General features: G+C 48.6%; 19 protein-coding genes and 1 pseudogene. 6 read left to right on the forward strand and 14 right to left on the reverse strand.

The features are described 5' to 3' along the window. Positions 1-19 precede the first annotated feature (19 nt). From ubiB to A4G20_02700, 5 genes are all read right to left on the reverse strand, one after another. Entirely contained in the window at positions 20-1,657 is a 1,638-nt protein-coding gene (gene ubiB, locus A4G20_02680; protein ID QIW15316.1) for a ubiquinone biosynthesis regulatory protein kinase UbiB, read from the reverse strand. A gap of 17 nt (positions 1,658-1,674) precedes the next feature. Beyond that, positions 1,675-2,673 (reverse strand): lipopolysaccharide heptosyltransferase 1, encoded by a 999-nt coding sequence (locus A4G20_02685; protein QIW15317.1) that lies wholly within the window; start codon positions 2,671-2,673, stop codon positions 1,675-1,677. Continuing rightward, entirely contained in the window at positions 2,654-2,968 is a 315-nt protein-coding gene (locus A4G20_02690; GenBank protein ID QIW15318.1) for a mercuric reductase, read from the reverse strand. Before A4G20_02690 ends, A4G20_02685 begins: the two co-directional genes overlap by 20 nt. Positions 2,969-3,056: 88 nt before the next feature. Continuing rightward, the gene (locus A4G20_02695) at positions 3,057-3,416 is read right to left on the reverse strand and encodes a hypothetical protein (protein QIW15319.1); all 360 of its coding nucleotides are present in this window, start codon (positions 3,414-3,416) and stop codon (positions 3,057-3,059) included. Continuing rightward, a complete protein-coding gene (locus A4G20_02700) occupies positions 3,388-4,497 on the reverse strand; it encodes a hypothetical protein (GenBank protein ID QIW15320.1) in 1,110 nt (369 codons plus the stop codon). Before A4G20_02700 ends, A4G20_02695 begins: the two co-directional genes overlap by 29 nt. A gap of 220 nt (positions 4,498-4,717) precedes the next feature. Here A4G20_02700 and A4G20_02705 point away from each other — a divergent pair, with 220 nt between their 5' ends. Both A4G20_02705 and A4G20_02710 read left to right on the forward strand, forming a co-directional pair. After that, entirely contained in the window at positions 4,718-6,376 is a 1,659-nt protein-coding gene (locus A4G20_02705; GenBank protein ID QIW15321.1) for an alpha-D-phosphohexomutase, read from the forward strand. A gap of 78 nt (positions 6,377-6,454) precedes the next feature. Then, complete coding sequence (locus tag A4G20_02710; protein QIW15322.1) at positions 6,455-6,784, forward strand: multidrug transporter; 330 nt, start codon at positions 6,455-6,457, stop codon at positions 6,782-6,784. Positions 6,785-6,817: 33 nt separating this feature from the next. Here the strand turns inward: A4G20_02710 and A4G20_02715 are convergent, their stop codons facing one another. After that, positions 6,818-7,495 (reverse strand): amidophosphoribosyltransferase, encoded by a 678-nt coding sequence (locus A4G20_02715; GenBank protein QIW15323.1) that lies wholly within the window; start codon positions 7,493-7,495, stop codon positions 6,818-6,820. A 104-nt stretch (positions 7,496-7,599) separates the two neighbouring features. Here A4G20_02715 and A4G20_02720 point away from each other — a divergent pair, with 104 nt between their 5' ends. Then, on the forward strand, positions 7,600-8,409 hold the full coding sequence (locus A4G20_02720) for a hydrolase (protein QIW15324.1): 810 nt from the start codon (positions 7,600-7,602) through the stop codon (positions 8,407-8,409). A 194-nt stretch (positions 8,410-8,603) separates the two neighbouring features. Here the strand turns inward: A4G20_02720 and A4G20_02725 are convergent, their stop codons facing one another. From A4G20_02725 to A4G20_02740, 4 genes and pseudogenes are all read right to left on the reverse strand, one after another. Beyond that, positions 8,604-9,206 (reverse strand): transposase, encoded by a 603-nt coding sequence (locus A4G20_02725; GenBank protein ID QIW16836.1) that lies wholly within the window; start codon positions 9,204-9,206, stop codon positions 8,604-8,606. A gap of 552 nt (positions 9,207-9,758) precedes the next feature. Then, complete coding sequence (locus tag A4G20_02730; protein ID QIW16837.1) at positions 9,759-12,149, reverse strand: hypothetical protein; 2,391 nt, start codon at positions 12,147-12,149, stop codon at positions 9,759-9,761. 133 nt (positions 12,150-12,282) lie between these two features. Then, positions 12,283-13,764, reverse strand: a complete 1,482-nt coding sequence (locus A4G20_02735) for a ketol-acid reductoisomerase (GenBank protein ID QIW15325.1) — start codon at positions 13,762-13,764, stop codon at positions 12,283-12,285. Between the two features lie 332 nt (positions 13,765-14,096). Beyond that, positions 14,097-15,556 (reverse strand): annotated as a pseudogene (locus A4G20_02740) (permease). A 234-nt stretch (positions 15,557-15,790) separates the two neighbouring features. On the opposite strand from A4G20_02740, the gene A4G20_02745 reads away from it, so the two are divergent. Next, on the forward strand, positions 15,791-16,981 hold the full coding sequence (locus tag A4G20_02745; GenBank protein QIW15326.1) for a tyrosine--tRNA ligase: 1,191 nt from the start codon (positions 15,791-15,793) through the stop codon (positions 16,979-16,981). Between the two features lie 58 nt (positions 16,982-17,039). Beyond that, a complete protein-coding gene (locus A4G20_02750) occupies positions 17,040-18,005 on the forward strand; it encodes a tRNA 5-methoxyuridine(34) synthase CmoB (protein ID QIW15327.1) in 966 nt (321 codons plus the stop codon). 65 nt (positions 18,006-18,070) lie between these two features. On the opposite strand, the gene A4G20_02755 is transcribed toward A4G20_02750, so the two are convergent. The 4 genes from A4G20_02755 to A4G20_02770 form a co-directional block, all read right to left on the reverse strand. Next, on the reverse strand, positions 18,071-18,667 hold the full coding sequence (locus tag A4G20_02755) for a hypothetical protein (GenBank protein ID QIW15328.1): 597 nt from the start codon (positions 18,665-18,667) through the stop codon (positions 18,071-18,073). Between the two features lie 28 nt (positions 18,668-18,695). After that, on the reverse strand, positions 18,696-19,223 hold the full coding sequence (locus A4G20_02760; protein ID QIW15329.1) for a hypothetical protein: 528 nt from the start codon (positions 19,221-19,223) through the stop codon (positions 18,696-18,698). An 8-nt stretch (positions 19,224-19,231) separates the two neighbouring features. Beyond that, positions 19,232-20,014, reverse strand: coding sequence for a metal-dependent hydrolase (locus A4G20_02765; GenBank protein QIW15330.1), 783 nt, complete (start codon positions 20,012-20,014; stop codon positions 19,232-19,234). Positions 20,015-20,165: 151 nt separating this feature from the next. Next, complete coding sequence (locus A4G20_02770) at positions 20,166-21,860, reverse strand: protein-disulfide reductase DsbD (protein ID QIW15331.1); 1,695 nt, start codon at positions 21,858-21,860, stop codon at positions 20,166-20,168. 319 nt (positions 21,861-22,179) lie between these two features. Here A4G20_02770 and A4G20_02775 point away from each other — a divergent pair, with 319 nt between their 5' ends. Continuing rightward, positions 22,180-24,624: an adenylate cyclase gene (locus tag A4G20_02775; protein ID QIW16838.1), complete on the forward strand. Its 2,445-nt coding sequence runs from the start codon at positions 22,180-22,182 to the stop codon at positions 24,622-24,624. The last annotated feature ends 6 nt before the right edge of the window (positions 24,625-24,630 follow it).

Consider the following 24,630-nt stretch of genomic DNA (forward strand, 5'->3'; position numbering starts at 1 on the left):
CTTGAAAAACCAGATTTTTTTACAATTTTCTTGAAGACAATAAGAGGCCAAATTCCACCAGCAAAAGCGGCAGGCTGACCCAAAGTGGAAGCACCTCAAACTTCCAAAGAGTGCTGAAAATAGCAATCCCCAATACCCCCATCTTCATAAACTGGCCATTGCCTGCCGAATTTTGGGCTTGCAGGCTTTGGTTGATTTCCTGAAGTCGCAGGTTAATCTGCTTTTGCTGACGCAGGGCATCAAAAACCGCCTCGGGCACCTGGGCCAAATGCTCCCGCATATAGGGCAGCTGGTTCTTGACCTGGCGGAGCATGGCCTTTATGCCCATCTGTTCGTCCAGCCAATTTTGCAGAAAAGGCTTGGCCGTTTGCCACAGATCCAGCTGTGGATAAACCTGACGGCCCAGGCCCTCAATATAGAGCAGGGTTTTCTGGAGGAGAACCAGTTGGGGTTGAACCTCCATATTAAATTCTCTTGCCACCGAAAAGAGGTTGAGCAGGACATTGCCAAAGGAAATTTCGGACAGCGGCTTGGCGAAAATAGGTTCGCAGACCTGGCGGAAGGCCTCTTCAAAGGCATCAATGTCGGTGTTTTCCGGTGTCCAGCCAGAATCCACGTGCATTTGGGCCACTCGGCGATAGTCTCGGTTAAAGAAGGCCACAAAACTTTCGGCCAAATAGCGTTTGTCGTTGGCGTTAAGGGTACCGACAATCCCGCAGTCAATCCCGATATACTGAGGGTTTTCAGGGTGGTTGGGATTGACGAAAATATTGCCCGGGTGCATGTCAGCATGAAAGAAACTGTCCCGAAAGACCTGGGTGAAGAAAACCTGAACCCCCCGTTCAGCCAGGAGTTTCATATCCGTGCCATTGGCCCGCAGTTCCTCCACATTGGCCACGGGTATGCCGTAAATCCGCTCCATCACCAGCAAATTCTTGCGGCAGAAATCGGGGTACATTTGCGGCACATAGAGCTTTTCATCATTGTCAAAATTGGCTCGCAAGCGGATGGCGTTGGACATTTCCTTGCAAAGATCCAGTTCGTCTTGCAGGGTCTTTTCATACTCCCGCACCACTTCCACCGCCCGTAGTCGCTTGCCTTCGGGCGAAACCTTTGGCACTAATCCCGCTAATTTATACATCAGCTCTAAATCTGCCTTGATAATGGGCTCAATCTCAGGCCGAATGACCTTAAGCACCACCTCTTGGCCGGCCAGGGGCTGATCGGCCTTAAAGCGAGCGGTATGCACCTGGGCGATGGAGGCTGAGGCCAGGGCAGTTTCATCAAAGTCCTCAAACCAGGTTTCAATCGGCCCGCCCAGAGCTTCTTCAATAATTTGCCGAGCCAGTTTGCCGTCAAAGGGTTCGACATTATCCTGTAAGAGGGCCAGCTGATCGGCCAGGTCTGGGGCGAACATATCCCGGCGGGTGGAGAGCATTTGTCCCAGCTTGATCCAGACCGGGCCTAACTCCTGTAAGGCCAGGCGTAAACGTAGGCCAAAGGGCTTGTCGGTATGTTGGTTCTTGACCCAAAAGAGAGCCTTGCGGGCCAGCTTAATCTTGTGGGTCACCGGCATATCCGGCAGGGCTTCATCAATGCCGTAACGCAGGAAGGTATGCAGAATGTGGAGCAGGTGGCGGAGGTTTTTTAGGTTCATTGTTCTTAAATAAGGGTTTATGATTTTGCAAAGTTTAACGCATTTAAGACCGCTTGGGGGGAAATTTCTGCCATGGAAGAAGCCTTAAGATAGTGCTGGTTTTGGCCGTAGGCCCCGATAAGTTTCGGGTCAGTCGCCCCATAGAGAATAATATTGGGCTTATTGAGGGCTGCAGTAAGGTGGCTTAGGCCGGTATCTACCGAAATCACGGCTTTTGCCCCTGCGATCTCTTGAGCCAGTTGAGTGAGGGTCAGCTTAGGCAGAACCTTGATGAGGGGAGACTGGGCGGCTAAACCTTCAGCTCTAGCTTTTTCGGCTGAATTCCCCCAGGGCAGGCGAATTTCCAGGCCTTGGGCGCTTAGGCTGGTGAGTAAGGTTTGCCAGTGGGTTTCGGGCCAGTGTTTATCTGCTCGGGTGGTGGCGTGGATGGCCAGAAGGTAAGGATTTTCCCCCCACCCTAACCCTTCCTCGCAAGCAGGGGAGGGGATAGAACAAGCGGGTGAAAAACGGGCAGAATTTGCAAGGCCGTAATCTCCCTTTTCAGTCGGCAGGGCATAACCCAGGGCTTGGGCTAAAAGTTGGCGGATACGTTCGACAGCATGTTGTTGGTAGGGAATGGCGTAGGTTTGGTCGTAAAAGAGGCTGCTCAAGCCCTCACGGGCAGAGTTTTTATCATAGCCGTGCTTGGTGCCTCGGGCCAAACGAGTGGCAAAGAGGGCACTTTTAAGCAGGCCTTGGGCATCAATCACAGCATCATAGGGTTGAGCTTGTAGGGCTTGTTTGTAGGCCTGCCACTCCTGCCAGGTTTGGGGCTTGAGCAGGTTTTTCCGCCAGCGGCGAATGGCCACAGGAATAACCTGATTAACGGCTGAATGCCAGCGGGGAATTTCAGCGAAATTCTCTTCCACCACCCAGTCCACCTGCACATTTGGGATAGCCCTTTGGGCATCAGTCAGAGCCGGCAGGGTGTGGATCACATCCCCCATGGAGGAGGTTTTAATTAGGCAGACTTTCATCTTGGACAACACTTGCAGAATAATGCAGCTTTTCCACCGCTTGGATCAGGGCTTGATTGGTTACCTCAGACTTGGCCACGACTTTAACCGTCCGGTCCTTGATGGAAGCTTTGGTGCTGGCTACACCCTCCACTTCCCGCAGTTCCTTATTAACCAAGTAGGCACAGAGCTGGCAGGTCATTTCCGGCACTTTGAGCACAAGGCTTTTTTCGCCAGAAGCGGTTGGATTTTGGCTCTTTTCTGCAAGGGCTAAAGCAGGAATAAGAGTTAAAAGAATAAGAAGTTTTTTTAACATAAGTTTTCCATATTGGGATGGCTCCAACATCTACGTTGCTGCCTTATCTTCAGCACCAGCGTGGACGCTGGCGCTATCATATCTAGGGTTATTCCAAGAACCAAGGCAAAACATAAGGATAGCTCAAAAAGAACAAGATAACCACGGCAACCAGTCCGTATAAAACCCTCAAGGTCCGCAGGGAAAGGTAGCGGCTACAGATGATCTTATTGGAGAAAAACAAGAGCCAAAAGCCGTAACCGAAGGTTGCAAGCGATAGGATCAGCATGGGAATTTGCAAAAATTCCAGTTCGCTCAAGGACATAAGCCAGGGGGACGACACGCCAAAGAGCAGATAAATCAGCGGGGCGATGCAGCAGAGGGTCGAGGCAACCGCCGCCGACAGGGCAGCGGTGCAAATGGCCCAAAAGCGTCCTAGGTTAGTTGAGCTTTTTGGAGATGTAGTCATACTTAAAGGCTTTTGGATCAAATGAGTTAAGCGGGTCGCCACCAATTTCAGCATAAGGATAGCCGAAGTTGTTAAGCGGGGTTAGCTCAGGTTGCGGGTAGAGATCGAAATCTCGGCCGTGGTTGAAGCCCACCCAGTTGGCCTCCCAGTTGCCAAAGAGGTATTTGGCGGTTTCCTGGACGGCTGGGTCAGCCACTTCCTTCTTCTCGGTTAAACGCATTTTGGTCACATCGGCCGAATCGACTGGCACCCAGCCAAAACCGGCCAAGTAGAATTCTGCCCGGCAGTGTTGGCCACCGCTTACGTTAGCCACTCCTTGCTCATCGGCCGAACCAAAGGCTGTTTTGGAGAGATGGGCTAGCTTGTCTGTGCCGCCTAGGCGTAAACCGAAAATTTCACGGGCTGGAATGCCAGCCGCACGAGCCAGGGCCACAAAGACGGAATTGATGTCGGTACATTTGCCCTTGAGCACACCGGTGGTCAGGATTTTTTCCACATCGCCTTCACCACAACCTAAAACGGAATTATCCCGCTCCATATTGGTTACAATCCACTGATGGATGAGTTCGGCTTGTTTAAGGGGATTGGTTTCCTTGCCTACAATTTTGTCAGCAAATTCTTTAACAATGCCGTCTGTTTTAATATGGGCAGTTGGTTTGAGGTATTCCAAGACATCCACCGAATAAATGATTTTTTCAGGCGGTACATAACCCTCCAAGGCCTTTTGGGCCATTGGCTCACGATCCTTGGTTTCAATCACCAGCTTTAATTTCAGATTACGGCTAACCGCTTCTTTATCCCATTTGGCAAAGAGGGTTTTGGCTCCGTAGGCATTGTTTTCAGTGATATAGGCCTGTTGGAAGTTGCCGTCAAATTCTAGGGATTTTACGTCCTGATAGTCGTTATTGAAGGGCAGGGGAATCCACAGATTGGTTTCGCCACTTGAGCCTTTTGGCACTTCAAGCGTGTAGGTTTGGGTCAGTTCATAGGTGTGAACCGTGGTGTTATGGGCTGGAAGATTGGCTGCAAAAGCTGGTACAGTAAAACCCGCAACCAGGGCGGCGAGGAGGTGTTTTTTCATTGGAATGTCCTTTGATAGTTAAACTTAACATATAGGGAGGCCATATCTTAGCCAATAATGCCGCCTAATTCAAACCCTCTTTTTCGGCTTTTTAAGAGAAAGCAATCGGTTTCCTGATTTTCTATGTGAAGTGGATCAAAATTTTTGGTTTTTGTCGTTTTCATTTGCAGGCTTTTGGGCTAGTCTTATACCATTATTTCACCTCTATAAGGAAGATCCTATGACAACCCTTTTCGATATTGCCCAAAACTGGCTTAACCAAGACCCTGATGCTGAAACCCGTGCAGAATTAGAAGCCCTCTTAAAGGCCGCCCAGGCGGGTGATGAAGCCGCCCACAAGGAATTAGCCGGCCGTTTTGATGGTCGCTTACAGTTTGGTACAGCAGGCCTGCGTGGCCGCCTCCAGGCGGGTTCTATGGGGATGAACCGTGTGCTTGTGGCCCAAGCTGCGGGTGGTTTGGCTGACTTCTTAAAAGGCTATGATAAAGAACCGTCTATCGTGATTGGCTATGACGGCCGTAAGAACTCAGATGTCTTCGCCCGTGATACGGCTGAAATTATGGCGGCGGCCGGCATCAAGGCCTATTTGTTGCCACGCAAACTGCCAACCCCAGTTCTGGCCTATGCCATCAAGTACTTCGACACCACAGCTGGTGTCATGGTCACCGCCAGCCACAACCCGCCAGAAGATAACGGCTATAAGGTTTATTTAGGCAAGGCCAACGGTGGCGGCCAGATCGTTTCACCTGCCGACCAAGAAATCGCTGCCTGTATCGACAAGGTGGCCGCAGGCAGTATCAACGATCTAGCACGCAGCCAAGACTTCACTGTGTTAGATGATGAAGTGGTTGATGCCTACATCGCCAAAACCGCTAGCCTTGCCAAGGAGCCAGAGGCCGACATCAACTATGTTTACACCGCTATGCACGGCGTAGGTTATGAAGTACTAAGCAAGACCCTAGCCAAGGCTGGCTTGCCACAACCGCACCTGGTGAATGAGCAAATCCAGCCAGACGGCAACTTCCCAACCGTAAACTTCCCCAACCCTGAAGAAAAAGGCGCTTTAGACCTGGCTATTAAACTGGCCCAAGAGAAAAATGCTGAATTTATCATCGCCAACGACCCAGATGCAGACCGCCTGGCTGTGGCTGTGCCAGATGCAGCAGGCAACTGGAAGGCCTTACACGGCAATGTAGTGGGCTGCTTCTTAGGCTGGTACTTGGCCAAACAATATCATGCTCAGGGTAAGCAAGGTATCTTGGCCTGCTCCTTAGTGTCTTCACCAGCCCTGGCCGAAATCGCCAAGAAATACGGCTTCCAATCAGAAGAAACCTTAACTGGCTTTAAGTATATCGGTAAGGTTCAAGGGCTCCTCTTCGGTTTTGAAGAAGCCCTCGGCTATCTGGTAGATCCAGACAAGGTGCGGGATAAGGACGGTATTTCTGCGGCCATCGTCTTCTTAGATATGGTGCGTGGCCTCAAAAAAGAGGGCAAGACCTTGGCAGACCTGGCCCAAGAATTTACCGCTGAATTCGGTGCCTATGTGAGTGGCCAAATCTCCATTCGTGTGGACGACCTTGCAGAAATCGGCAAATTAATGACCGCTTTACGCACCAACCCACCAAGCCAAATCGGCGGCTTTAAGGTCGCAACCTTTATCGACCACACCAAGACCGACCGCCAAAGCGACATTTTGGTCTTTGTGTTAGAGAACGGCAGCCGCCTCATCGCCCGCCCATCAGGTACAGAGCCGAAGATCAAGTTCTACTTGGATGCCAAGGGTAAGGATCCGCAAGATGCCGACAGCGTTCTAGCTCAATTTGACGAAAGTGTCCGCCAAATCCTCCGCCAAGAGGCTTATGGCAAGCAGGATTGCTAATCGCTTAAAGATCCTTTATTCTTAATCCTATTTAAGCACGGTTTTTTGCCGTGCTTTCTTTTTCTTTGAGGAGAATATATGTCCGCTTGGGGATTACTTGCAGGCGCTATTGCCCTAGAGGTGGTGGCGACCAATTTATTGAAATTAAGTGACGGCTTTACCAAATGGTTGCCAACGGTGGCGGCCTTGGCCCTCTATGGTCTGTCTTTTTACTTGCTCTCTATCATCTTCCGCAGCCTGCCTGTGGGGATTGTTTATGCCATTTGGTCGGGCGTAGGGATTGTTTTGGCCACCCTTGTGGCCTACTTTGCCTTTGGACAGAAGATTGACTTGGCCGGGATGTTGGGGATGGGCTTGATTATTTCGGGCGTGGTGGTGATTAATCTTTTTTCCAATACCTCCCATTAACAAGCGGCCTAAAAGGGCCAAAATCTTGCAAATCTAAGCCCGACAAAGCGCCCAAACCTGAATGTCCTCCACGCCCTGTTTGCGTAATTCAGCACAAATGGTATTAAGGGTCGAACCCGTTGTCACTACATCATCCACTAGGGCCACCCGTTTATAGGCCTTGAGGGGCTGATAGGCAAAAGCCCCTCTTAAATTACGCCGCCTGTCCTTGCCAGAGAGCTCCCTTTGGGGGCGGGTGGCTCGGGTTCGTTTCAGGCTTTGGGTATCCAGCGGAATTTGCAGCCACTTGGCCAAGGGTTGAGCTAAAAGCTCTGCCTGATTGTAGCCCCTCTGCCAGTGGCGCTGCCAAAAAAGCGGCACGGGCATAATGACCTCGGGCAGGGTAAGGCCGTGTTCCCGTTGGGCATTTTTAATGGCCAAGAGCAGGAGGCGAGCCAGGGTTCTATCCAGCCAATAGGCCTGCTGGAATTTGAAACGGCTGATCCAGTCGGTCAAGGGTGGTTTGAACCAGCCGACATGCACAAAATGCTGCCACTTGGGTTCATCCCTCAGGCAGTTGCCGCAGTGGCGGTGATATTCAGGTAAGACCGCTCCACAACCGCCACAATAGGGCGTACGTTCAATGCTGCGGTTACAAGGGCTACAGATGCCGTGTTGGGCCAGGGCCAGCCTGCCCTTACAGTGAAAACAAGAAAATTGCCACAGGTTCATAGTGCCTCCTTGCCCTTATCATGGCAAATTTTTCCGCCCAGCGCGCAAGAATTTTTGTGATGTGGATCGAAAAACGCTAAAATACTTTTATTTTTGGAGGCCTCATGACCCAGCCGACACACCCTATCAAGATTGCCTTTTTCGACATTGACGACACCCTCTACTACAAGGCAGCCCAAATTATTCCTGCTTCAGTGACTGAAAAAGTCCTGCCTGCCCTCAAGGCCCAAGGTATTATCCCAGCCATTGCCACAGGCCGCTGTTATGGCGCCTTTCCAGATGCCCTCAAGCCCTTGGTGGAAGCTGGCCAATTTGAGTTTTTTGTCACCATCAACGGCCAACACAACCGCTACCAAGACCAGCTCATCAGCCACTATCCCCTTTCCAAGGAGAGAATAGAGCAGGTGATTGCTGGCCTTAAATCACTTGGTATTGCCTATGCCTTCGTGTGCAATGATGAAATCGCCGTGTCCGAAATCACCCCACAAATTGATGAGGCGCTTAAGCCCATTAAGGCCGACTATATCTGCGATCCGCTCTACTATCAGGCACATACCGTTATCCAAATGCTGGCCTTTTATTCTCAAGAAGAGAATGAAAAAGTCCTAGCCTCAGGCCTTTTAGGGGATGATCTCAAGGAAGTCCGCTGGCACGCCTATTCTGTAGATATTTTAAATAAGCACAACTCCAAGGCTCGGGGCATTGCTGATGTCCTCGCCCATTTTGGCTGGGGGCCGGAAGATGCCGTAGCCTTTGGCGATGGTTTAAATGATATTGAAATGATGCAGGGCGTGGGCCTAAGTGTGGCTATGGGCAATGCGGACGAGAAGGTCAAGGCCTTGGCTAGTATGGTGACTGACCCAGTATGGGAGGATGGGATCTACACCGCCTGCAAGCGGTTGGGGATTTGTTAGAATTTGCAAACTTTGGAGCCTTCCCCCTTTGAAAGAGCAGGGTTGTCAAGTTCTATTGTAGGGACGCATTGCATGCGTCCGTTGCGATATAAAAATCAAGATAAAATAGAGGCATAGTAGACAAAATAGTTGCTGATTCGTCAAAAACTATGCCAAGTGGACAAAATAGTTGCTAATGTTTATTTTCTAAAATGTTAGCAGCTATTTTTATTCAAAAAATCCTTTATAAACATGGCTTTATGTTTTTTGCTTAATCCATTATGATTATTTAACTGTCGCTTCATATGTTTAAATAGCCCTTCAAGCCTATTTGTTGTCCTTTCTATATTTAAATCTGACCGTTCTTCAAAAGTAAATAAATATTTCATATACCATTTAAGGCTTGCATAAGCCCCTCTAACACTACGATGCTTATAAGGTAAATATCCCTTTTCATTTGGCTTATCACTTCTTTCTTTTAAATACTCTTCATGTTTTAAATACCAATAATGAAGGCGTTTGTAAAATTCATTTTTTGAACTCTCCACCAGTGTTTTTACGATAACTTTTAATTCTTTTCCCGCTTGTGATTGATGCTTTTTTCTGAGTTTTCTCATCACTATTGCAACCATATGAAACTGACACATCTGCACAGGTGCATTGAACAAGTCCTTCATCAGACCTCGCCTACCATCACAGGTAATGGATTGTATTATATAGCTTTTTTCTCTCAATCTATTAAGTGCCAGCTTATAGTAAACGTCTTTTTCTGTTCTTACAAAACAGTGAAATACCACTTTCTTTGTATGAGAGTCCATTAACACTAATACGCCGAAATTACGCTTAAAAAAGGTAGTGTCCATAATTATATTAAGCGATGTGCTTTGAGGTGGATGTAATAATGTTTTAGGAGCTTTATCAATATATCTTTGGATAGTTCTAACCGAACAATGATACTTATTGGCAAGCTGTTGATAAGTTTGTTTTCCTGAAGTGTAATCATCCCAGATCTGTATTGGGTCTAATTTCTTTTGATGGGTAAAGGTTTTATGGCATTGATTACAATAATAACGCTGAATGTTATTTTGTTTACCATGTTTCTTGATATTCGCACTTTGGCAGAAAAGGCAGTTTTTTGTTCATTTTTCAAAAAGAGGGCTTAAAGCCTTGTACTATAAGGCTTTAAGCCACTTTTTAGCAACTATTTTGTCTATTATGCCAAAATAGAATTTATTTCGTTTATGGACGCATGCAATGCGTCCCTACCAATCAGATTGAATTGCTTATTTAGAACTTGACAACCCTGCTTTGAAAGAGGGGGGCTAGGGGGATTTAGCTAACCTTAATTAAGTTATCCCCCACCTTTTCTCTTACCAAGAATAACGATAAGCCACTTTGAGGGCAAAAGGCTGCTTGAGGTTCTTGCCTTGAGTGGTGCTAGCTTCCAAGCCTAGGCGGTGATTGCCTAAGCCAGCATTAAAGCCCAGGGCTGTTTCCACTCGTCCGCCACTTTTCTTAACATCAAACTCATATTGATTGACCCCAACCTTGCCCTTGCCGGTGGACAAGATGCCATTGGCTTCCAAATAAGGCTGTAGGTTCCAGCCACTGGCAAATTGCAGAGCCTTGGCAACCCGCACACCTGCTCGGCCATAAAGCGAAGAGAGGCTTTCTTCATCTTCCTGGGCGGAGAGTTTGGTCCAGGCTGCTTGGATTTGCGGGGTGATTGTCCAGCTGCCATTTAAGCTGTGAATCCGCCCAATTTCGGTGGAAAGGGTGTTAGCATGGTAGCGGCGGTTGTCGGTGGCGGCAGACTCGGTCTTGAGGCGCTCATACTTATAGACATTATCCCAATAAAAGCCGTTATCCGCCAACCAAGTGGCATAAGCCCCTAGGGCTTGGCTGCGGATCTTGCCTGTGCCGTATTCTTCCTTAAAGTCCACATTTGCACGGCTTTGGCCGACAAAGCCACCCACTCTTAGGCCTTGGCTTAGGGTAACATCCGCCCCCACTTGTAGATTGTGATAATCCTGCTCGAAGCCTGAAGCACGGCTGTTATGGGCGGTGGCCAGGCCGTCTAGCTCCTGTTTGCCATTTTCATTACGTAACCAGACATTTCCTCTTTCGGTCGCTTTAAGCTCACCTAAACGATGGTGGAGGCTTGGTAGGTTTTGCTCGACTTGGAGCAGTTGTGCCTGGCGTAGGGAGACCAGGGCATTGGATTTTTCACTGAGGCTAACCAAAGCAGGCTGACTTGGTGTGCTTGGCTGGGTTGGTGTCGCAGGTTGAGCTGGGCTTGTTGGTTGCGTTGGTGTCACAGGCGGTTGGTCTGGGACTGTTGGTTGAGTCGGTGCGACAGGCTGGCCAGCTTGATCAGATGTTGCTGGTGGTGTTGTCTGGCTTGATGCTTCAGCTGTAAGATTGGATAAGACCCAATCGTTACCCTCTTTACGGAGGCGGTATCGATAGGCCCCGGCATCGACAAAGTCACGGTCAGCCAAACTGAAAGCAGCACTATTGGCCTTGTCCATTTGAACTAATGTTACTTGACCATTGGCTGCATTGGGTTCATTGCCACTATCATTTACGGCTAAGGTAAAGGTGCCTTCTGCTGAGTTAGTTACATGAATTTTATCTGCCTGCTGGCTGGCCAAATCGCTGTTAAGGGTAAACTTGCCCTGGCCTGACAGATCGTTAATGGTTAAGGTTTGGAAGCCACTATTGGCTTGAGCAGGGCTTAAAATAACATGGCCTTTGTTCATTCTTAGGCTGGAAACACCTGGCGTAAAGGTGAAACTTTGGTTGGTTTCCTCATCCACACCTGTAAATGTGGAGGTTGTCCAAGTTGAATCATTAAGTTTTAAATTATAAGTGGCTTGGCTTTTTGGCGTAATCGCATTTTGGATGCTAATGGTGCCAGATAGGGTTGAATTATTGGCTTCTAGTTCCAGCTTTTCGACTAAAGTCGTTTGGCTGTCCTCTTCATTATCAAAGGCGGAGACAGGTACAATAATAACAGGAGATACCAGTGAGCTGTTATTGAGGGTAAATAGGAGATGGCTTTCTTCCCGCTCACTGACGACTGGCCAAGATAAGCCGATGGCAGTATCATCAGCCGTTAAGCGAGAATTATTGACTACAATGGTTGAGTTATTCAGGCTTTTGCCAACTTCTACTATTGGTTCAAAAATCGTGGCATTATTCGTTGCGTTTAAGGTTACATTCTCTAACGTCACACGAGAAGCATTTTCAAGGCTAATAATATTAAGTGAATCACCTGAAGCACTTAGATTAGCATTCTTAACATTTAAAGTTGAGTTTCTTAAATCAATGGTGCTGCCAGCAATAAATGGATCTTTCTCGGTGCTTGTATAAGAACCACCATCAATAGATAGGGTTGAATTACTGGCAGATAAGGCATAAAGATTTCCTAAGCCATTCTTTACGCTCACATTATTATTGATCAAGGTGACGGAAGAATTATAGATATAAAGGCCATTTAGCCCTCTAGGGCCTTGACTATCTATCTCATCATTTTCAGCTGTAATTTGGTTATTGGTAAGATTGACATTTTTGCTATTTTCAATCGTCACTGCACCAAGAGAGAGCCAATCCGTTTTTTGAGATGATTTATAGTCAATCTGACAGCCCGTCAGGCTTTCATTATCGCCCTTAATTGTTATTCCTGTTGAAGCACACTCCACCGCTAAGGCCGAATGAGCTAGCCCTAATGCCATCACAGCCAAACTTAGCTTAGGCAAGCGGTTCAAATTTCTTGATTTTTTACACATTTTCTCTTCCTTAAATATTTGTAATAAAAAAGCCAGCTCATGGCTGAACTGGCTTATTTTAGAGGGTTATGGCTTATCTGTCTGTGATCTGGGTCACAAAACCTTAGCCCGCCACCGCAATGCGTTTCATATCGGTCATATAGCCACGAAGCTCTTGACCGATTAGCTCAACTGGGTGGTTACGAATAGCGTCATTCACATCACGGAGTTGGACGTTGTCGATTTCCACCGCTGGGGTTGGTTCACCCAGGTCGCCTTTTTGCAGGGCTGGGATGATTTTTTCCGCCAGGATTGGAGTCGCCACGTGGGAGAAGAGGTAGTTGCCGTATTCTGCGGTGTCGGAAATTACTACGTTCATTTCGTATAAACGCTTACGAGCGATGGTGTTGGCGATAAGTGGCAACTCGTGGAGCGACTCGTAGTAGGCAGACTCTTCGTAGATACCGCTTTCTACCATTGCGTCAAAGGCAAGTTCTACACCGGCTTTCACCATAGCGACCATCAAGACGCCATTGTCGAAGTATTCCTGTTCAGAAATTTTAATGCCGTCGGCTTTTGGTGCGTTTTCAAAGGCGGTTTTGCCGGTTTCTTCACGCCATTTAAGCAGGTTGGCATCGCCGTTGGCCCAGTCTGCCATCATAGTTGATGAGAATTCACCGCTGATGATGTCGTCCATATGTTTGTAGTAGAGGAAGCCTAGCTCTTCTTTGATTTGCTCGGAAAGCTCGAAGGCACGCAGTTTGGCTGAGTTGGACAGTCTGTCCATCATCAGCGTAATACCGCCTTGTTTAAGGGCTTCGGTGATGGTTTCCCAACCGTATTGAACTAATTTGCCTGCGTAGGCTGGGTCTTTGCCGTCGGCCACTAATTTGTTGTAGCACACGATTGAACCTGCTTGCAGCATACCGCACAGAATGGTTTGCTCACCCATTAGGTCAGACTTCACTTCTGCCACGAAAGAAGACTCTAACACGCCCGCACGGTGGCCGCCTGTGGCTGCTGCCCAGGCTTTCGCAATGGCCAGGCCTTCGCCTTTCGGGTCGTTTTCTGGGTGAACTGCAATTAAAGTAGGCACGCCGAAGCCACGTTTGTATTCTTCACGCACTTCTGTGCCCGGGCATTTTGGTGCAACCATTACCACAGTTAAGTCTGGGCGGATTTGTTGGCCTTCTTCCACCACGTTAAAGCCGTGGGAATAACCAAAGGCCGCACCTTGCTTCATAAGAGGCATTACGTCAGCCACAACTTTTGAGTGCTGTTTGTCTGGGGTGAGGTTTACGACTAAGTCAGCCGTTGGGATGAGTTCTTGATAAGTGCCAACCACAAAGCCATTTTCGCTGGCACGTTGGAAGGAAGCACGTTTTTCAGCAATGGCTTCAGGGCGAAGGGCGTAGCTGATGTCTAGGCCTGAATCACGCATATTTAAGCCCTGGTTAAGGCCTTGGGCACCACAGCCTACGATCACGATTTTCTTGCCTTTTAAGAAATTCGCTTCATCAGCAAATTCGTTACGATCCATAAAACGGCAGCGACCTAACTGGTCTAATTGCTGGCGGAGGTTAAGTGTGTTGAAATAGTTAGCCATTTGATAATCCTTCTATAAGTCAATGGGAATGAACGCAGTCACTATAGCACAAAGCAGATGATTGCTGAAATTGATATTATCAAGATTTATATTTGCAAAAAATGCAATTATATCCACCAATTGTTGAGAATTATTCTTATTTGTAAGTTTTGTAAATCTTGTTGCCAAGATAATTGGGAATTATTATCATCTAGCCACTTCAAAAATAATAGGTAATCACTCCAACTCTTTACGCCTTATTCCCCCACAAGATAAGGCGTTTTTTTTCGCCTAAAGAACGAGAAAAGGGCGAAACTCACGGTTCGCCCTTTGTAGTGCTTAGCTTGCCTAGACTACCACCAGCCCAGTAACTTCATCCAAGCGCCCCCAATCCCAAACCAAATGATGAGAGAGAAGAGGGAAATAATAAAGCTTACGCTCCACCATTGGCCGACACTGTTATAGCCTGAACCAAAGAGGGCCGGGCCTGGGCCGCCTGCATATTGGGTTAGGCTCATAGAGAGGGTAGAAGTATAGCCCAGCCCGATGGCGGCGATCATCGGCGGGGTGCCAATGGCAATGGCCGCAGCCAAGAAGGCCAGATACATGGCAGAAATATGAGCCATGGCAGAGGCAAAGAAATAGCGGGTATAGAAATAAACCAGCACCAAAATACTAAAGCCAATATACCAGTCAAAGCCGCCCACATAGGAAGAAATATGGCTGGAAATCCAGTCGATGGTGCCGTATTTGTTGAGGGCATTGGCCATCATCACCAAGACAGCAAACCAGAACATGGTGTCCCAGGCGGTGGTTTCTTCAACAATGTTTTTCCAGGTCATGATATTGGTAAAGAGCAAGATAATGAGGCCGATAAAGGCAGAAATGGTGGCTGGAATGCCGAACATCAAATCGCCTACTGTCCAGAGAATAAGGAGCAAGACAAAGTCGGCCGCAAGGATTAACTCAGCTTTGGACATGGGCCCCATATTTTGCAGTTCTTGCTTGGCCATTTCAGCCATTTTAGGCGTGTCTTTTAGCTCAGGTGGGTAAACCAGATAGACCAAATAAGGCAGGACAACCAAGCAAACAAGGCCAGGTACGATAGCGCCTAGGAACCAGGTCATCCACGTAATATCCACGCCCTGACCCTTGGCAAGTTCGGCTATAAGCGGGTTGCCGGCCATGGCGGTTAAGAACATGGTACAAACAATGGTGTCAATTTGTGATACCACAATGGCCAAGAAAGCGCCTGCACGGCGGGCTGTTGGGCCAGGTTTGGACTCATAGGCATCAGCAATAGATTGCATAATCGGATACATAATGCCACCGCCCCGTGCAGAAGCAGAGGGAATACCTGGGGCAATAATTAAATCGGCCAAGGCAATACCGTAGGCCACGCCCATCATTCGCTTACCAAATTTAGCCACAAAATAGAGGGCGATACGCTTACCCAAGCCTGTTTTGATCACGGCACGGGATAAGAACATGGCAATTCCAATTAACCAAATGGTTGCATTGGCAAAGCCCGAAAGCATGGCCACATCTTCCTTGCCTGCCTTAATGGGGGTTAAGCCTGTTAGGCCACTGATAACCAGGGCAACCAGTGTGGCTGCCCCCATGGGCATGGCCTTGGCAATCACAGACACAATGGTGGCCACAAAGAGGGCGAACATACCCCAGGCTCGGGGGTTAGGCCTTCAGGGGTGGGAATCAGCCAGATCCCCAACCCAACCAAGACAGAAAGGAGCAGGCCCTTCCAATTAAATCCTAGCTTAACTTGTAGGCCAGGAGACGATTTTACTTCAGACATAGTAAGCTTCCCTAATTAATCAAAACTGGGTATAGGATACTCTATTTTGTGATCTAGCTCACAAAAAAATCAGTTAAAATTTGAACTAGATCAATTTTTGCACAGCCTGATTTTTCAAATGAAGTAAAACCTGTGCCCACCAAAGGAATAAGATGATTATGCGTGCTTTTTTTCCCTTTTTCTGCTGAACTCGCTATAATACGAGCATTTTTCGCTTTATTGAAAGGAACCCTTATGTCTCAATCCATTGAAACCATCATCGCTGAACTCAAGCGGGGTGTGGAAAACATTTACTCTGAAGAAGATTTAATTGAAAAACTCAAGGAAAACCGCCCGCTCCGCATTAAGCTAGGGGCAGACCCAACTGCGCCAGACATCCACCTAGGCCACACCGTGGTGCTTAACAAGCTCCGCCAATTTCAGGAGCTGGGTCATGAGGTTTACTTCCTGATTGGCGACTTTACTGGCATGGTGGGCGACCCATCAGGCAAGAACACCACCCGTCCGCCGCTGACCCGTGAAGACGTGCTGCGTAATGCCGAAACCTACAAGGAACAGATCTTCAAAATCCTAGACCCAGCCAAAACCCAGATCGTGTTTAACTCCCACTGGTTGGGTGAGCTGGGTACAGAAGGCATGATCCGCCTAGCCTCCAACTACACCGTGGCCCGCATGCTGGAGCGTGACGACTTCAAAAAACGCTTTGGCAACAATCAGCCGATTGCTATCCATGAGTTTATTTACCCGCTTCTACAGGGCCACGACTCCGTCCACCTCAAGGCAGATGTGGAGCTGGGCGGTACGGACCAAACCTTCAACCTACTTGTGGGCCGTGAACTGCAAAAATCCGCTGGCCAAAAACAACAAGTGGCCATTACCATGCCACTTTTGGTGGGCTTAGATGGCGAAAAGAAGATGTCCAAGTCCCTGGGCAACTACATCGGCGTAACCGATGCTCCAAACGATATGTTCGGTAAGATCATGTCCATTTCTGATGATCTGATGTGGGATTGGTATAACCTGCTTTCCTTCCGCTCCTTGGAAGACATTGCCCAGCTCAAGGCCGATGTTGAGGCCGGCAAAAACCCACGTGATGTGAAGATCTTGCTGGCCAAAGAAATTATTGCCCGCTTCCATACAGAAGCTGACGCAGAAGCGGCTGAACAAGAATTTATCAATCGCTTCCAAAAGGGTGCTATGCCAGATGAAATGCCAGAATTCACCTTTGAAGGGGAATTTGGTATTGCCGCTCTCCTCAAAGAAGCCGGCTTGGTGCCATCAACCTCTGAAGCCATCCGCTCTGCCCAGCAAGGCGGGGTCAAGATTGATGGCGAAAAAGTGGACGATGTGAAGCAAAACGCCCAAAAAGGCACCTTTGTTTACCAGGTGGGTAAACGCAAATTTGCTCGGATTACCCTCAACTAATTGACTTGGTGGGCCTAGGCCCACCTTGTTTTTCTAGCCTACTGCACATCTCAAAACCATGATCGACTTTCGCCCCTTTTACCAACAAATCGCCACCAGCAACCTGTCTGCCTGGCTGGAAACCCTACCCCTGCAACTCAAACAATGGGAAAAACAAACCCACGGCGACTATGCCAAGTGGGCCAAAATTGTGAATTTTTTGCCTGAACAGACCGCTTGTATTAACCTCAAAGACCGAGTGGAAGCCCTGGCGGAGCAGCCCTTGAGTGCAGGTGAAAGCCAGCGTTTGGTTTACCACCTCAAACAGCTTATGCCTTGGCGTAAGGGGCCTTATCACCTCCTGGGCGTCCATATTGACACCGAATGGCGGTCTGATTTCAAATGGGATCGGGTCCTGCCTCACCTTGCCCCGCTGGCTGGCCGTACGGTTTTAGATGTGGGCTGCGGCAGCGGTTATCATATGTGGCGAATGGTGGGTGAAGGCGCCAAAATGGTGGTGGGCATTGACCCAACCGAGCTTTTCTTGTGCCAATTTGAAGCCGTGCGTAAACTGCTCAATAACGACCGCCGAGCCAACCTTATTCCGCTGGGCATTGAACAAATGCAGCCCCTAGAGGCCTTTGATACGGTCTTTTCCATGGGCGTGCTTTACCACCGCAAGTCCCCGCTTGATCACCTCTCCCAGCTTAAAAATCAACTGGTTAAGGGCGGGGAGTTGGTCTTAGAAACTCTGGTGATTGATGGGGATGTCAATGATGTCCTGGTGCCTGCCGATCGCTATGCCAAGATGAAGAATGTCTATTTCATCCCCTCTGTGGCTGCCTTGATTAACTGGCTGGAAAAGGTGGGCTTTGTGAATGTTCGCTGTGTGGATGAGGCCGTGACGACCCTTGAGGAACAACGCAAGACCGACTGGCTGGAAAACGAATCGCTGGTGGATTTCTTAGACCCGTTAGATCAGACCAAAACCATCGAAGGCTATCCCGCCCCTAAACGGGCTGTGATTTTGGCTAATCGGCCTTAAAAAGACAAGCGGCCAGAAACTTGCAAAATCCTGCAAATTTCTGGCCGCTTGTTATGTTTTTGAAATTAGAAACGGTAGGTTGCGTTTACGCCAAAGGTATTGCCCTTGAGGGTCTCACCATCAAATTTGATACGGGTATGTAAATACTCTGCCCCTAATTCTACATTAGAAGAAACAGCATATTTAGCACCAACACCAAGACCTAAACCTCCTTTGGTTTCAGATACTGATTCTGAAGAGCGATGAATGACAGTTCCATCTTCAAAAACAACATTGGATGAGCTTGAACCTTCAAGTTTTGTTGCCACATAGGCTGCTTTTACATATGGAAGGAAAGCTGGAGTCACACGGTAGCCTTGTAAATAGCCAACACTTGCACGGAATTTCTCTTTTATTTGAGCATGTCCAGTAGCATCATTTTCATTCAGTAATGTTGAACTATTTAGTTTAACCTTACCTTCAATAATCCCTACCCAGTTATTACCATAGTCAATGCCATAATCAACAACAACTCCAACACCAGTTGCTTGTTTAAGATCAGTATATTTAGTTGAAGTCACATCAAGACCCGCCCCCCAACCTGTAAAAGTTGAGCCAACAGGTGCAGCCATAGCTGCTGTTGAGAATAAGCCTGCAAGAGCAAGAACGGTTAATTTTTTCATGGATAACTCCTTATGTTGTGATGAAAATCTACTTTCCGCTATCGAACCAACCTCGGATAAATTGGAGGCCGAGGAAGAAGGTTAAGGCAAAAAAGGCGTAAAGGATGTAGCTGACGATAGGCAGCGATTTGCTGTCGCCCTCGTTAAAGGCTTGAACAGACACCAATTTACGTTCTTCGTTGAACATGGGGGCGTTCCAGCCATAGTATTTGATTTGGACGGTCTGTTTTTTCTCGGCAAAGGCCATGGCTCTGGCTTGGATTTCGCCTGAGTTAAATTTGAAGTAGAAAGGATAACCCCAGCCCGTGTTGTCGTTGCGATATTGGATGGCTTTTTCGGTGGCGTTGTTGGAGGTAAAGAGATAATACACGTCACGGATTTCGCCATCGGCTGGGTTGCTGGCACTGATGACCCCGTCCTTATCGACACGGCGGACATCGCCCGAGGTGATGTTGGTCACATCATAGCTCGGGAAGGAGTAATTGACCACGCCCACCAGCACAATGTGCAGGGAAAGCAGGACCAACATTAAAAACCATTTGATTACTGTACGCATAAATGCTCCTAGATCTTAAATAAATGTTTCACATTTTGGGTGGAAACTGCGGCCATTTCTTCAACGGAAACGCCCTTGAGGCTGGCCAAATACTCACAAACCTCCCGTACATAGGCAGGCTGGTTGGGCTTGCCCCGATAGGGAATAGGCGCCAAATAAGGCGAATCGGTTTCTACCAAGAGCCTGTCAAGCGGGACTTTTCGCACCACTTCTCGCAAGTCTTCGGCATTGCGGAAGGTAATAATACCTGAAATGGAGATATAAAAACCAATATCCAAGGCCCGTTTGGCCATGTCCCAATCTTCAGTGAAGCAGTGTAACACGCCTCCGCAGTCTTGTGCAGAACCTTTTTCAAGAAAATCCATGGTATCTTGCCGGGCCGAACGGGTGTGAATGACCAGGGGCTTGCCTAAAAGCTTGGCCGCTTCAATATGTTGGACGAAGAGTTCCTGCTGCAAAGCCTTGGTTTCAGGCGTGTAGTGGTAGTCCAAGCCAGTTTCACCAATGGCCACCACACGGGGATCTTTACCTAGCTCCAGCAGTTTATCATAGTCAAAGGGTTCTTCTTCCACATTGAGCGGGTGTACCCCGCAAGAGAGAGACACTTCGGGCCGGTGGGCAGTGAGCTGCTTCATGGCCTCAAACCGGCCCAGGGTGGTGCAGATGGACACCAGCTGCTGCACGCCTCGGGCTTTGGCAGCATCAATCACCTCGTCCACATTCTTGTGGCGGGTTTCGTAGTCCAGAGCGTCTAGGTGGCAGTGGGAGTCGATAATATATAGGTCTTTCATTTGTTTCCTTTTTTACTATGTTTTGATGGTGGACGCATGCAATGCGTCCCTACCAATCACGTTGAATTGGTTTTCGTGATCTATTTAATCATATTTTGTAGGGACACATTGCATGTGTCCGTGCAATATTTCCGCTTGCACAAAGGTTTTTTTACAACTGATTAAGCCAATCCAAAAATTCCCCAGCCTGCATAAAGCCCGTCACCCTTTGCTGGGTTAGCTCCCTGCCCTCTTCATCAAAAAAGAGAATGGTCGGCAGGCCTAGCACTTGAAAGTGTTTCATCAGCTCATCATTCTGGGCAGAATTTTTGGTCATATCAATTTGTAGCACAGCCATCTGATCAAGCCTAGCTTTAACTTGTGGATCAGTAAAGGTGTACTTCTCAAACTCCTTGCAGGCCACACACCAGTCGGCATAGAGTTCCAGCATAACCTTCTTGCCCTTGTAAGCGGTCAGTTTTTGCTCTAAATCTGCAAGGCTTGCAATCCGCTCAAAATGTTGGCTTTGTGTCACTTGGCTGCTTGGAGAGCCAGGCCAGACCAAATCGGCAAAGGGCTTGGCGGCTACTACCAAAAGAGCCAGCAAGGCGATGCGTAACCCTCTCTTTAGCCAGCCAGTCGGTTTGATTTGTTCGCTCAACCAAACCAAGAAAGCAATCGCTAAGGCCGACCAGAGATAGGCTTCCCATTGCCCAAAGACCCGACTTAACAAGAATACAGGCAGGGCCAGCATGACAAAACCAAAGGCGGTTTTAACCAAGAGGAGCCAATCGCCTGATTTAGGCAGGATACGGTTGCCAAAGAGGGTAATCAAAATTAACGGTAAGCCCATACCCAGGGCCAGTAAATAAAGGGCCAGGCCGCCTGTGATCAGGTCACCACTTTGGGCTACATAGAGTAAAGCACCTGATAGCGGGGCCGAGGTGCAAGGCGAAGCGACTAGGCCCGCAATCATGCCCATCACAAAGACTGAACCCAGGGCGCCGCCCTCCTGTTTTTGGCTGAGAGCATTGAGTTTTTGCTGCCAGCTGTTGGGCAGTTTAATCTCAAAAAGGCCAAACATCGACAGGGCCAGAACCGTGAATAAGACTGCCAAGCCAATCAGCACCGGAGGGCTTTGCAGGGCAATCTGGAAGGGCAGGCCGATGGCAGCCACAATCAGGCCAAGCAGGGTATAGGTCAGGGCCATGCCTTGCACATAGGTAAAACTTAGAAGCAAAGCTTTGGCTGTGCTAGGTCGCTTGCTCTTGCCAATCACAATGGCTGATAGGAGCGGCAACATGGGCAGAACACAAGGGGTAAAGGCCAGGCCTAGCCCCAAGACAAAGAACCAAAAAATCGAAAAGCGGTTTTGGGAGAGGGTTTGGGCCAAGACTTCTTGCTGGGCCTGGGGGGCAGGATTTGCAAGATTTGGCGGATTTTGCCCCGCTTGTTGGGGGTTTAAGTCCACCGTTACCCGTTCAGGCGGGTAGCAAAAGCCCTTGGTGCAGCCCTGGTAAAAGACCTCTAACTGGGCCGCCTCTTGGGCAGCTTGAAAGGGAACCGTGACAGAAAGCTGGTTGCGGAAGATATTGACCAGGCCGAAAAATTCGTCCTCGTGTTGCTCGGCTTCAGGAAAGACAGGCTGGCTGGCTTCTACATTGAGGCCATTGACTTTGATTTCCTTTTGGTAGAGATAATAACCCTCGGCAATCTGCCAGTTGAGCTGGGCCGCTTGGCTGCCCACCTGGGCTGAAAAGGCAAAGGCCTGTTCAGGTGGCAGAAAGGCAGGTTTCTTATCAAAGAGGCCGGCTTGAGCAGTTAGGCTCCAGAGGCTTAAAAAGAAAATCAAAAACCGAGTAAACATTATCTTCCTTACATTTACAATAACTTACACTCCCTCCCCCGCTTGCGGGGAGGGCTGGGGTGGGGGGATTGAGCGAAGCTCAAAATACAAGCAGGTTAAACATGGCGGAAATTTGCAAATTTAGTTTCATTTCATATCGCTTGTTGCCCTAAGTTAGCTCCCCCCACCCTAACCCTCCCCCGCAAGCGGGGGAGGGAATTTTTGCATGGAAGCACTCTAGATAAGTGAGTGGAGGGAGGTTTGTTGCCTTGGATTATAACGCAAAACTTTACTTTTTTCGGCAAAATGTTACATTGAAGGCAGTTTTTTGATGATTGGTATGCTTGTGAAATCCCTATCCACCCCCTATCCACAAAACCGCACCTTTTCTGAACAACTGGCCTTTGCCCGTGAGCAATTCGACCAGCTAGACCGCCTGCGGATCAACCGTACCCTGGCCTCAAACAGTTTAGAATACCAGCATATCTTTCAGCTTATTCCCCTTTTACTCCATTATAACCACCCCTTCTTGCCCACCTATGTGGAATACGCCCCCTCAAGCATTTGGGGTTTTGAACTCTCCTCCTTTCAAGACAAGTACCTGAAAATCCACGGCCTGCAAGAAGAATTTGCTGCCTACCACAGCAAGCCAGCCTTTGACGGTCTTTATGTCATGGGCAGCACGGGTTCTATCAGCCAAACCAGCCAGTCGGATATGGATCTCTGGCTCTGTTCCACTCAGGCCTTTACCAGCGTTCAGCGTAAATACTTAGACAAAAAATTTGAGAAGATCCGCCAGTGGGCCAGTTATTTTGGGGTGGAGGTCAATCTCTTTTTGATGAACCCTGAAGAATTCAAGGCCCAGCAATACCATAATGAGATGACCGAGGAGCACAGCGGCTCGGCCCAACATTTTTTTCTCTTAGATGAGTTCTACCGCTCGGCCATCCGCCTGGCAGGCAAGCGGCTGCTTTGGCTCCACCTGCTCAAGGTGGACGGGCAGGACTACCAAACCAGCATCGATCAAGCGGTCGCCAGAGGCGAATTATTTACAAATGAGTGGATAGATTTTGGCGATTTTGCTGAGTTATCCACAGGGGAATATTTTGGTGCCAGTTTGTGGCAGCTCTACAAGGGCATTGAGTCGCCTTATAAGTCCACCATCAAGATCATTTTATTAGAAAGCTATTCACAGACTTATCCACAAACCAAGCTCATCTCCAAGCTCTTTAAAAAACGCCTGCACAAGCAGGACTTTGGCGACTACCATTTCGATCCCTATTTGGCCATGTTAGACAAGGTGAGCCAGTACTTAACCGAGCGGGGCGAGTTGGAGCGGCTGGAATGTGTCCGCCAGTGCTTTTACCTCAAGGTCACCGAGGGCAAGCCCAGCCAAAATTGGCGGAGTGAAACCTTGGCAGGCCTTGTGGCCGACTGGGGCTGGGGGGCAGATCAGCTAGAGGTGCTGAATAATCGCTCAGCTTGGAAGGTCAAACAGGCCATCAAGCACCACAGTATGCTGGTAAATCAGCTGCTCAAGAGCTATCACAATTTAATCAATTTTGCCCGCAAGTTGCATATCGAACCCAGCATTTTATCGCACGATAGCGACATTTTAATGCGTAAGCTCTATTCCGTCTTTGAGGTGGTGCCTGGCAAAATTCCCCTTATTCCTACCCAGGTGGCCAAAAACCTGGCCGAGGACCATTTAACCTTTATTGAGGTCACAGAAGGCTCGGCGGTGGAGAAGGGCTGGTATCTCATCAACCAATCACCCAAGGCGGGCTATCCTTCCCAGCTCCGTCACACCCAATTTAATGCCTCGCTCAACAAGCTGGTGGCCTGGGCCTATTTTAACGGTCTGATGACCGAAAACACGCAAATCCACCTCTTGAGCAAGAGCGTCAAGCTCCCTACCCTGCGCCAGTTTATTGCCGATCTGCGTTTAAGTATGCCCTTTAACCCGCCGGCCATCACCACCGAGGAGCTTTATCACCCTGATGAACTGCGCAATTTGGTCTTTGTGATTAACCTGACCAAGGACCCAACCAAGGATCTGCAAAATGATCGGGTGGAGCTGTCCAAGCGGGACTTATTTAACATTAGCTCCTCCCAACAGAACCTGATTGGCAGCGTGGATCTGATCTACCGCAATATGTGGAACGAAATCCGAACCCACCATTTTGAGGGCGCCAATGCCACCATGAATGCCCTTAAGGTCTTGTCCAACAAGATTTACCTGACCCTGTCGCCGCTTAACTCGGTCAGCGTGCTTTGCTACAGCCAAAAATTACAGGAAGAACTGCACGGCTTTTTTGCCGAGCTGGTCAGCCGCTGCATTGCCATTCAAACGGGCAAGAGTGTGTCTAAACAGCACTTCCACGCCCCCAATGGGGTTAGGAAAAAATGGCGGGGGGTCTTTGGCGAACAAAAAGAGAAACAAGGCCATCAACAAGCGGTCGGTTCTGCCCCAAAAGTTGCAAATATGCCCAGCCTCATTGAGCAATTTGCCAGCGATGGCTTCCTGCAATTCTTCTTTGAAGACAACCCTGACGGCAGCTTCAACGTTTATGTGCTAGACGAACGCAACAGCCTCGAGGCCTATATGCACTGCCGTGACAAGAAGGAAGACAGCATCAAGCAAATCAAACGGATTTATGCCGAAAGCCTCTCCCAAAAAGAGAGCTTTAACTTTCCACAATTTTATCAATTAATCGGCGAGCGCATTGTGCCCTTCCAAAGCCAGGCCCATCGGGCTTATTTGGAAAGCCTACTCGGTGCCTAGCCCTAT

It is taken from the genome of Pasteurellaceae bacterium RH1A (assembly GCA_012221805.1).
In the GTDB taxonomy this organism is placed as follows: Bacteria; Pseudomonadota; Gammaproteobacteria; order Enterobacterales; family Pasteurellaceae; genus RH1A.

Coding starts and splice junctions, on each gene's coding strand:
- A4G20_02735 (QIW15325.1), bottom strand. CDS start 13,764: ATGGCTAACTATTTCAACACACTTAACCTCCGCCAGCAATTAGACCAG.
- A4G20_02690 (QIW15318.1), bottom strand. CDS start 2,968: ATGTTAAAAAAACTTCTTATTCTTTTAACTCTTATTCCTGCTTTAGCC.
- A4G20_02725 (QIW16836.1), bottom strand. CDS start 9,206: ATGGACTCTCATACAAAGAAAGTGGTATTTCACTGTTTTGTAAGAACA.
- A4G20_02710 (QIW15322.1), top strand. CDS start 6,455: ATGTCCGCTTGGGGATTACTTGCAGGCGCTATTGCCCTAGAGGTGGTG.
- A4G20_02705 (QIW15321.1), top strand. CDS start 4,718: ATGACAACCCTTTTCGATATTGCCCAAAACTGGCTTAACCAAGACCCT.
- A4G20_02760 (QIW15329.1), bottom strand. CDS start 19,223: ATGCGTACAGTAATCAAATGGTTTTTAATGTTGGTCCTGCTTTCCCTG.
- A4G20_02720 (QIW15324.1), top strand. CDS start 7,600: ATGACCCAGCCGACACACCCTATCAAGATTGCCTTTTTCGACATTGAC.
- ubiB (QIW15316.1), bottom strand. CDS start 1,657: ATGAACCTAAAAAACCTCCGCCACCTGCTCCACATTCTGCATACCTTC.
- A4G20_02685 (QIW15317.1), bottom strand. CDS start 2,673: ATGAAAGTCTGCCTAATTAAAACCTCCTCCATGGGGGATGTGATCCAC.
- A4G20_02715 (QIW15323.1), bottom strand. CDS start 7,495: ATGAACCTGTGGCAATTTTCTTGTTTTCACTGTAAGGGCAGGCTGGCC.
- A4G20_02700 (QIW15320.1), bottom strand. CDS start 4,497: ATGAAAAAACACCTCCTCGCCGCCCTGGTTGCGGGTTTTACTGTACCA.
- A4G20_02770 (QIW15331.1), bottom strand. CDS start 21,860: ATGTTTACTCGGTTTTTGATTTTCTTTTTAAGCCTCTGGAGCCTAACT.
- A4G20_02755 (QIW15328.1), bottom strand. CDS start 18,667: ATGAAAAAATTAACCGTTCTTGCTCTTGCAGGCTTATTCTCAACAGCA.
- A4G20_02765 (QIW15330.1), bottom strand. CDS start 20,014: ATGAAAGACCTATATATTATCGACTCCCACTGCCACCTAGACGCTCTG.
- A4G20_02775 (QIW16838.1), top strand. CDS start 22,180: ATGCTTGTGAAATCCCTATCCACCCCCTATCCACAAAACCGCACCTTT.
- A4G20_02745 (QIW15326.1), top strand. CDS start 15,791: ATGTCTCAATCCATTGAAACCATCATCGCTGAACTCAAGCGGGGTGTG.
- A4G20_02750 (QIW15327.1), top strand. CDS start 17,040: ATGATCGACTTTCGCCCCTTTTACCAACAAATCGCCACCAGCAACCTG.
- A4G20_02695 (QIW15319.1), bottom strand. CDS start 3,416: ATGACTACATCTCCAAAAAGCTCAACTAACCTAGGACGCTTTTGGGCC.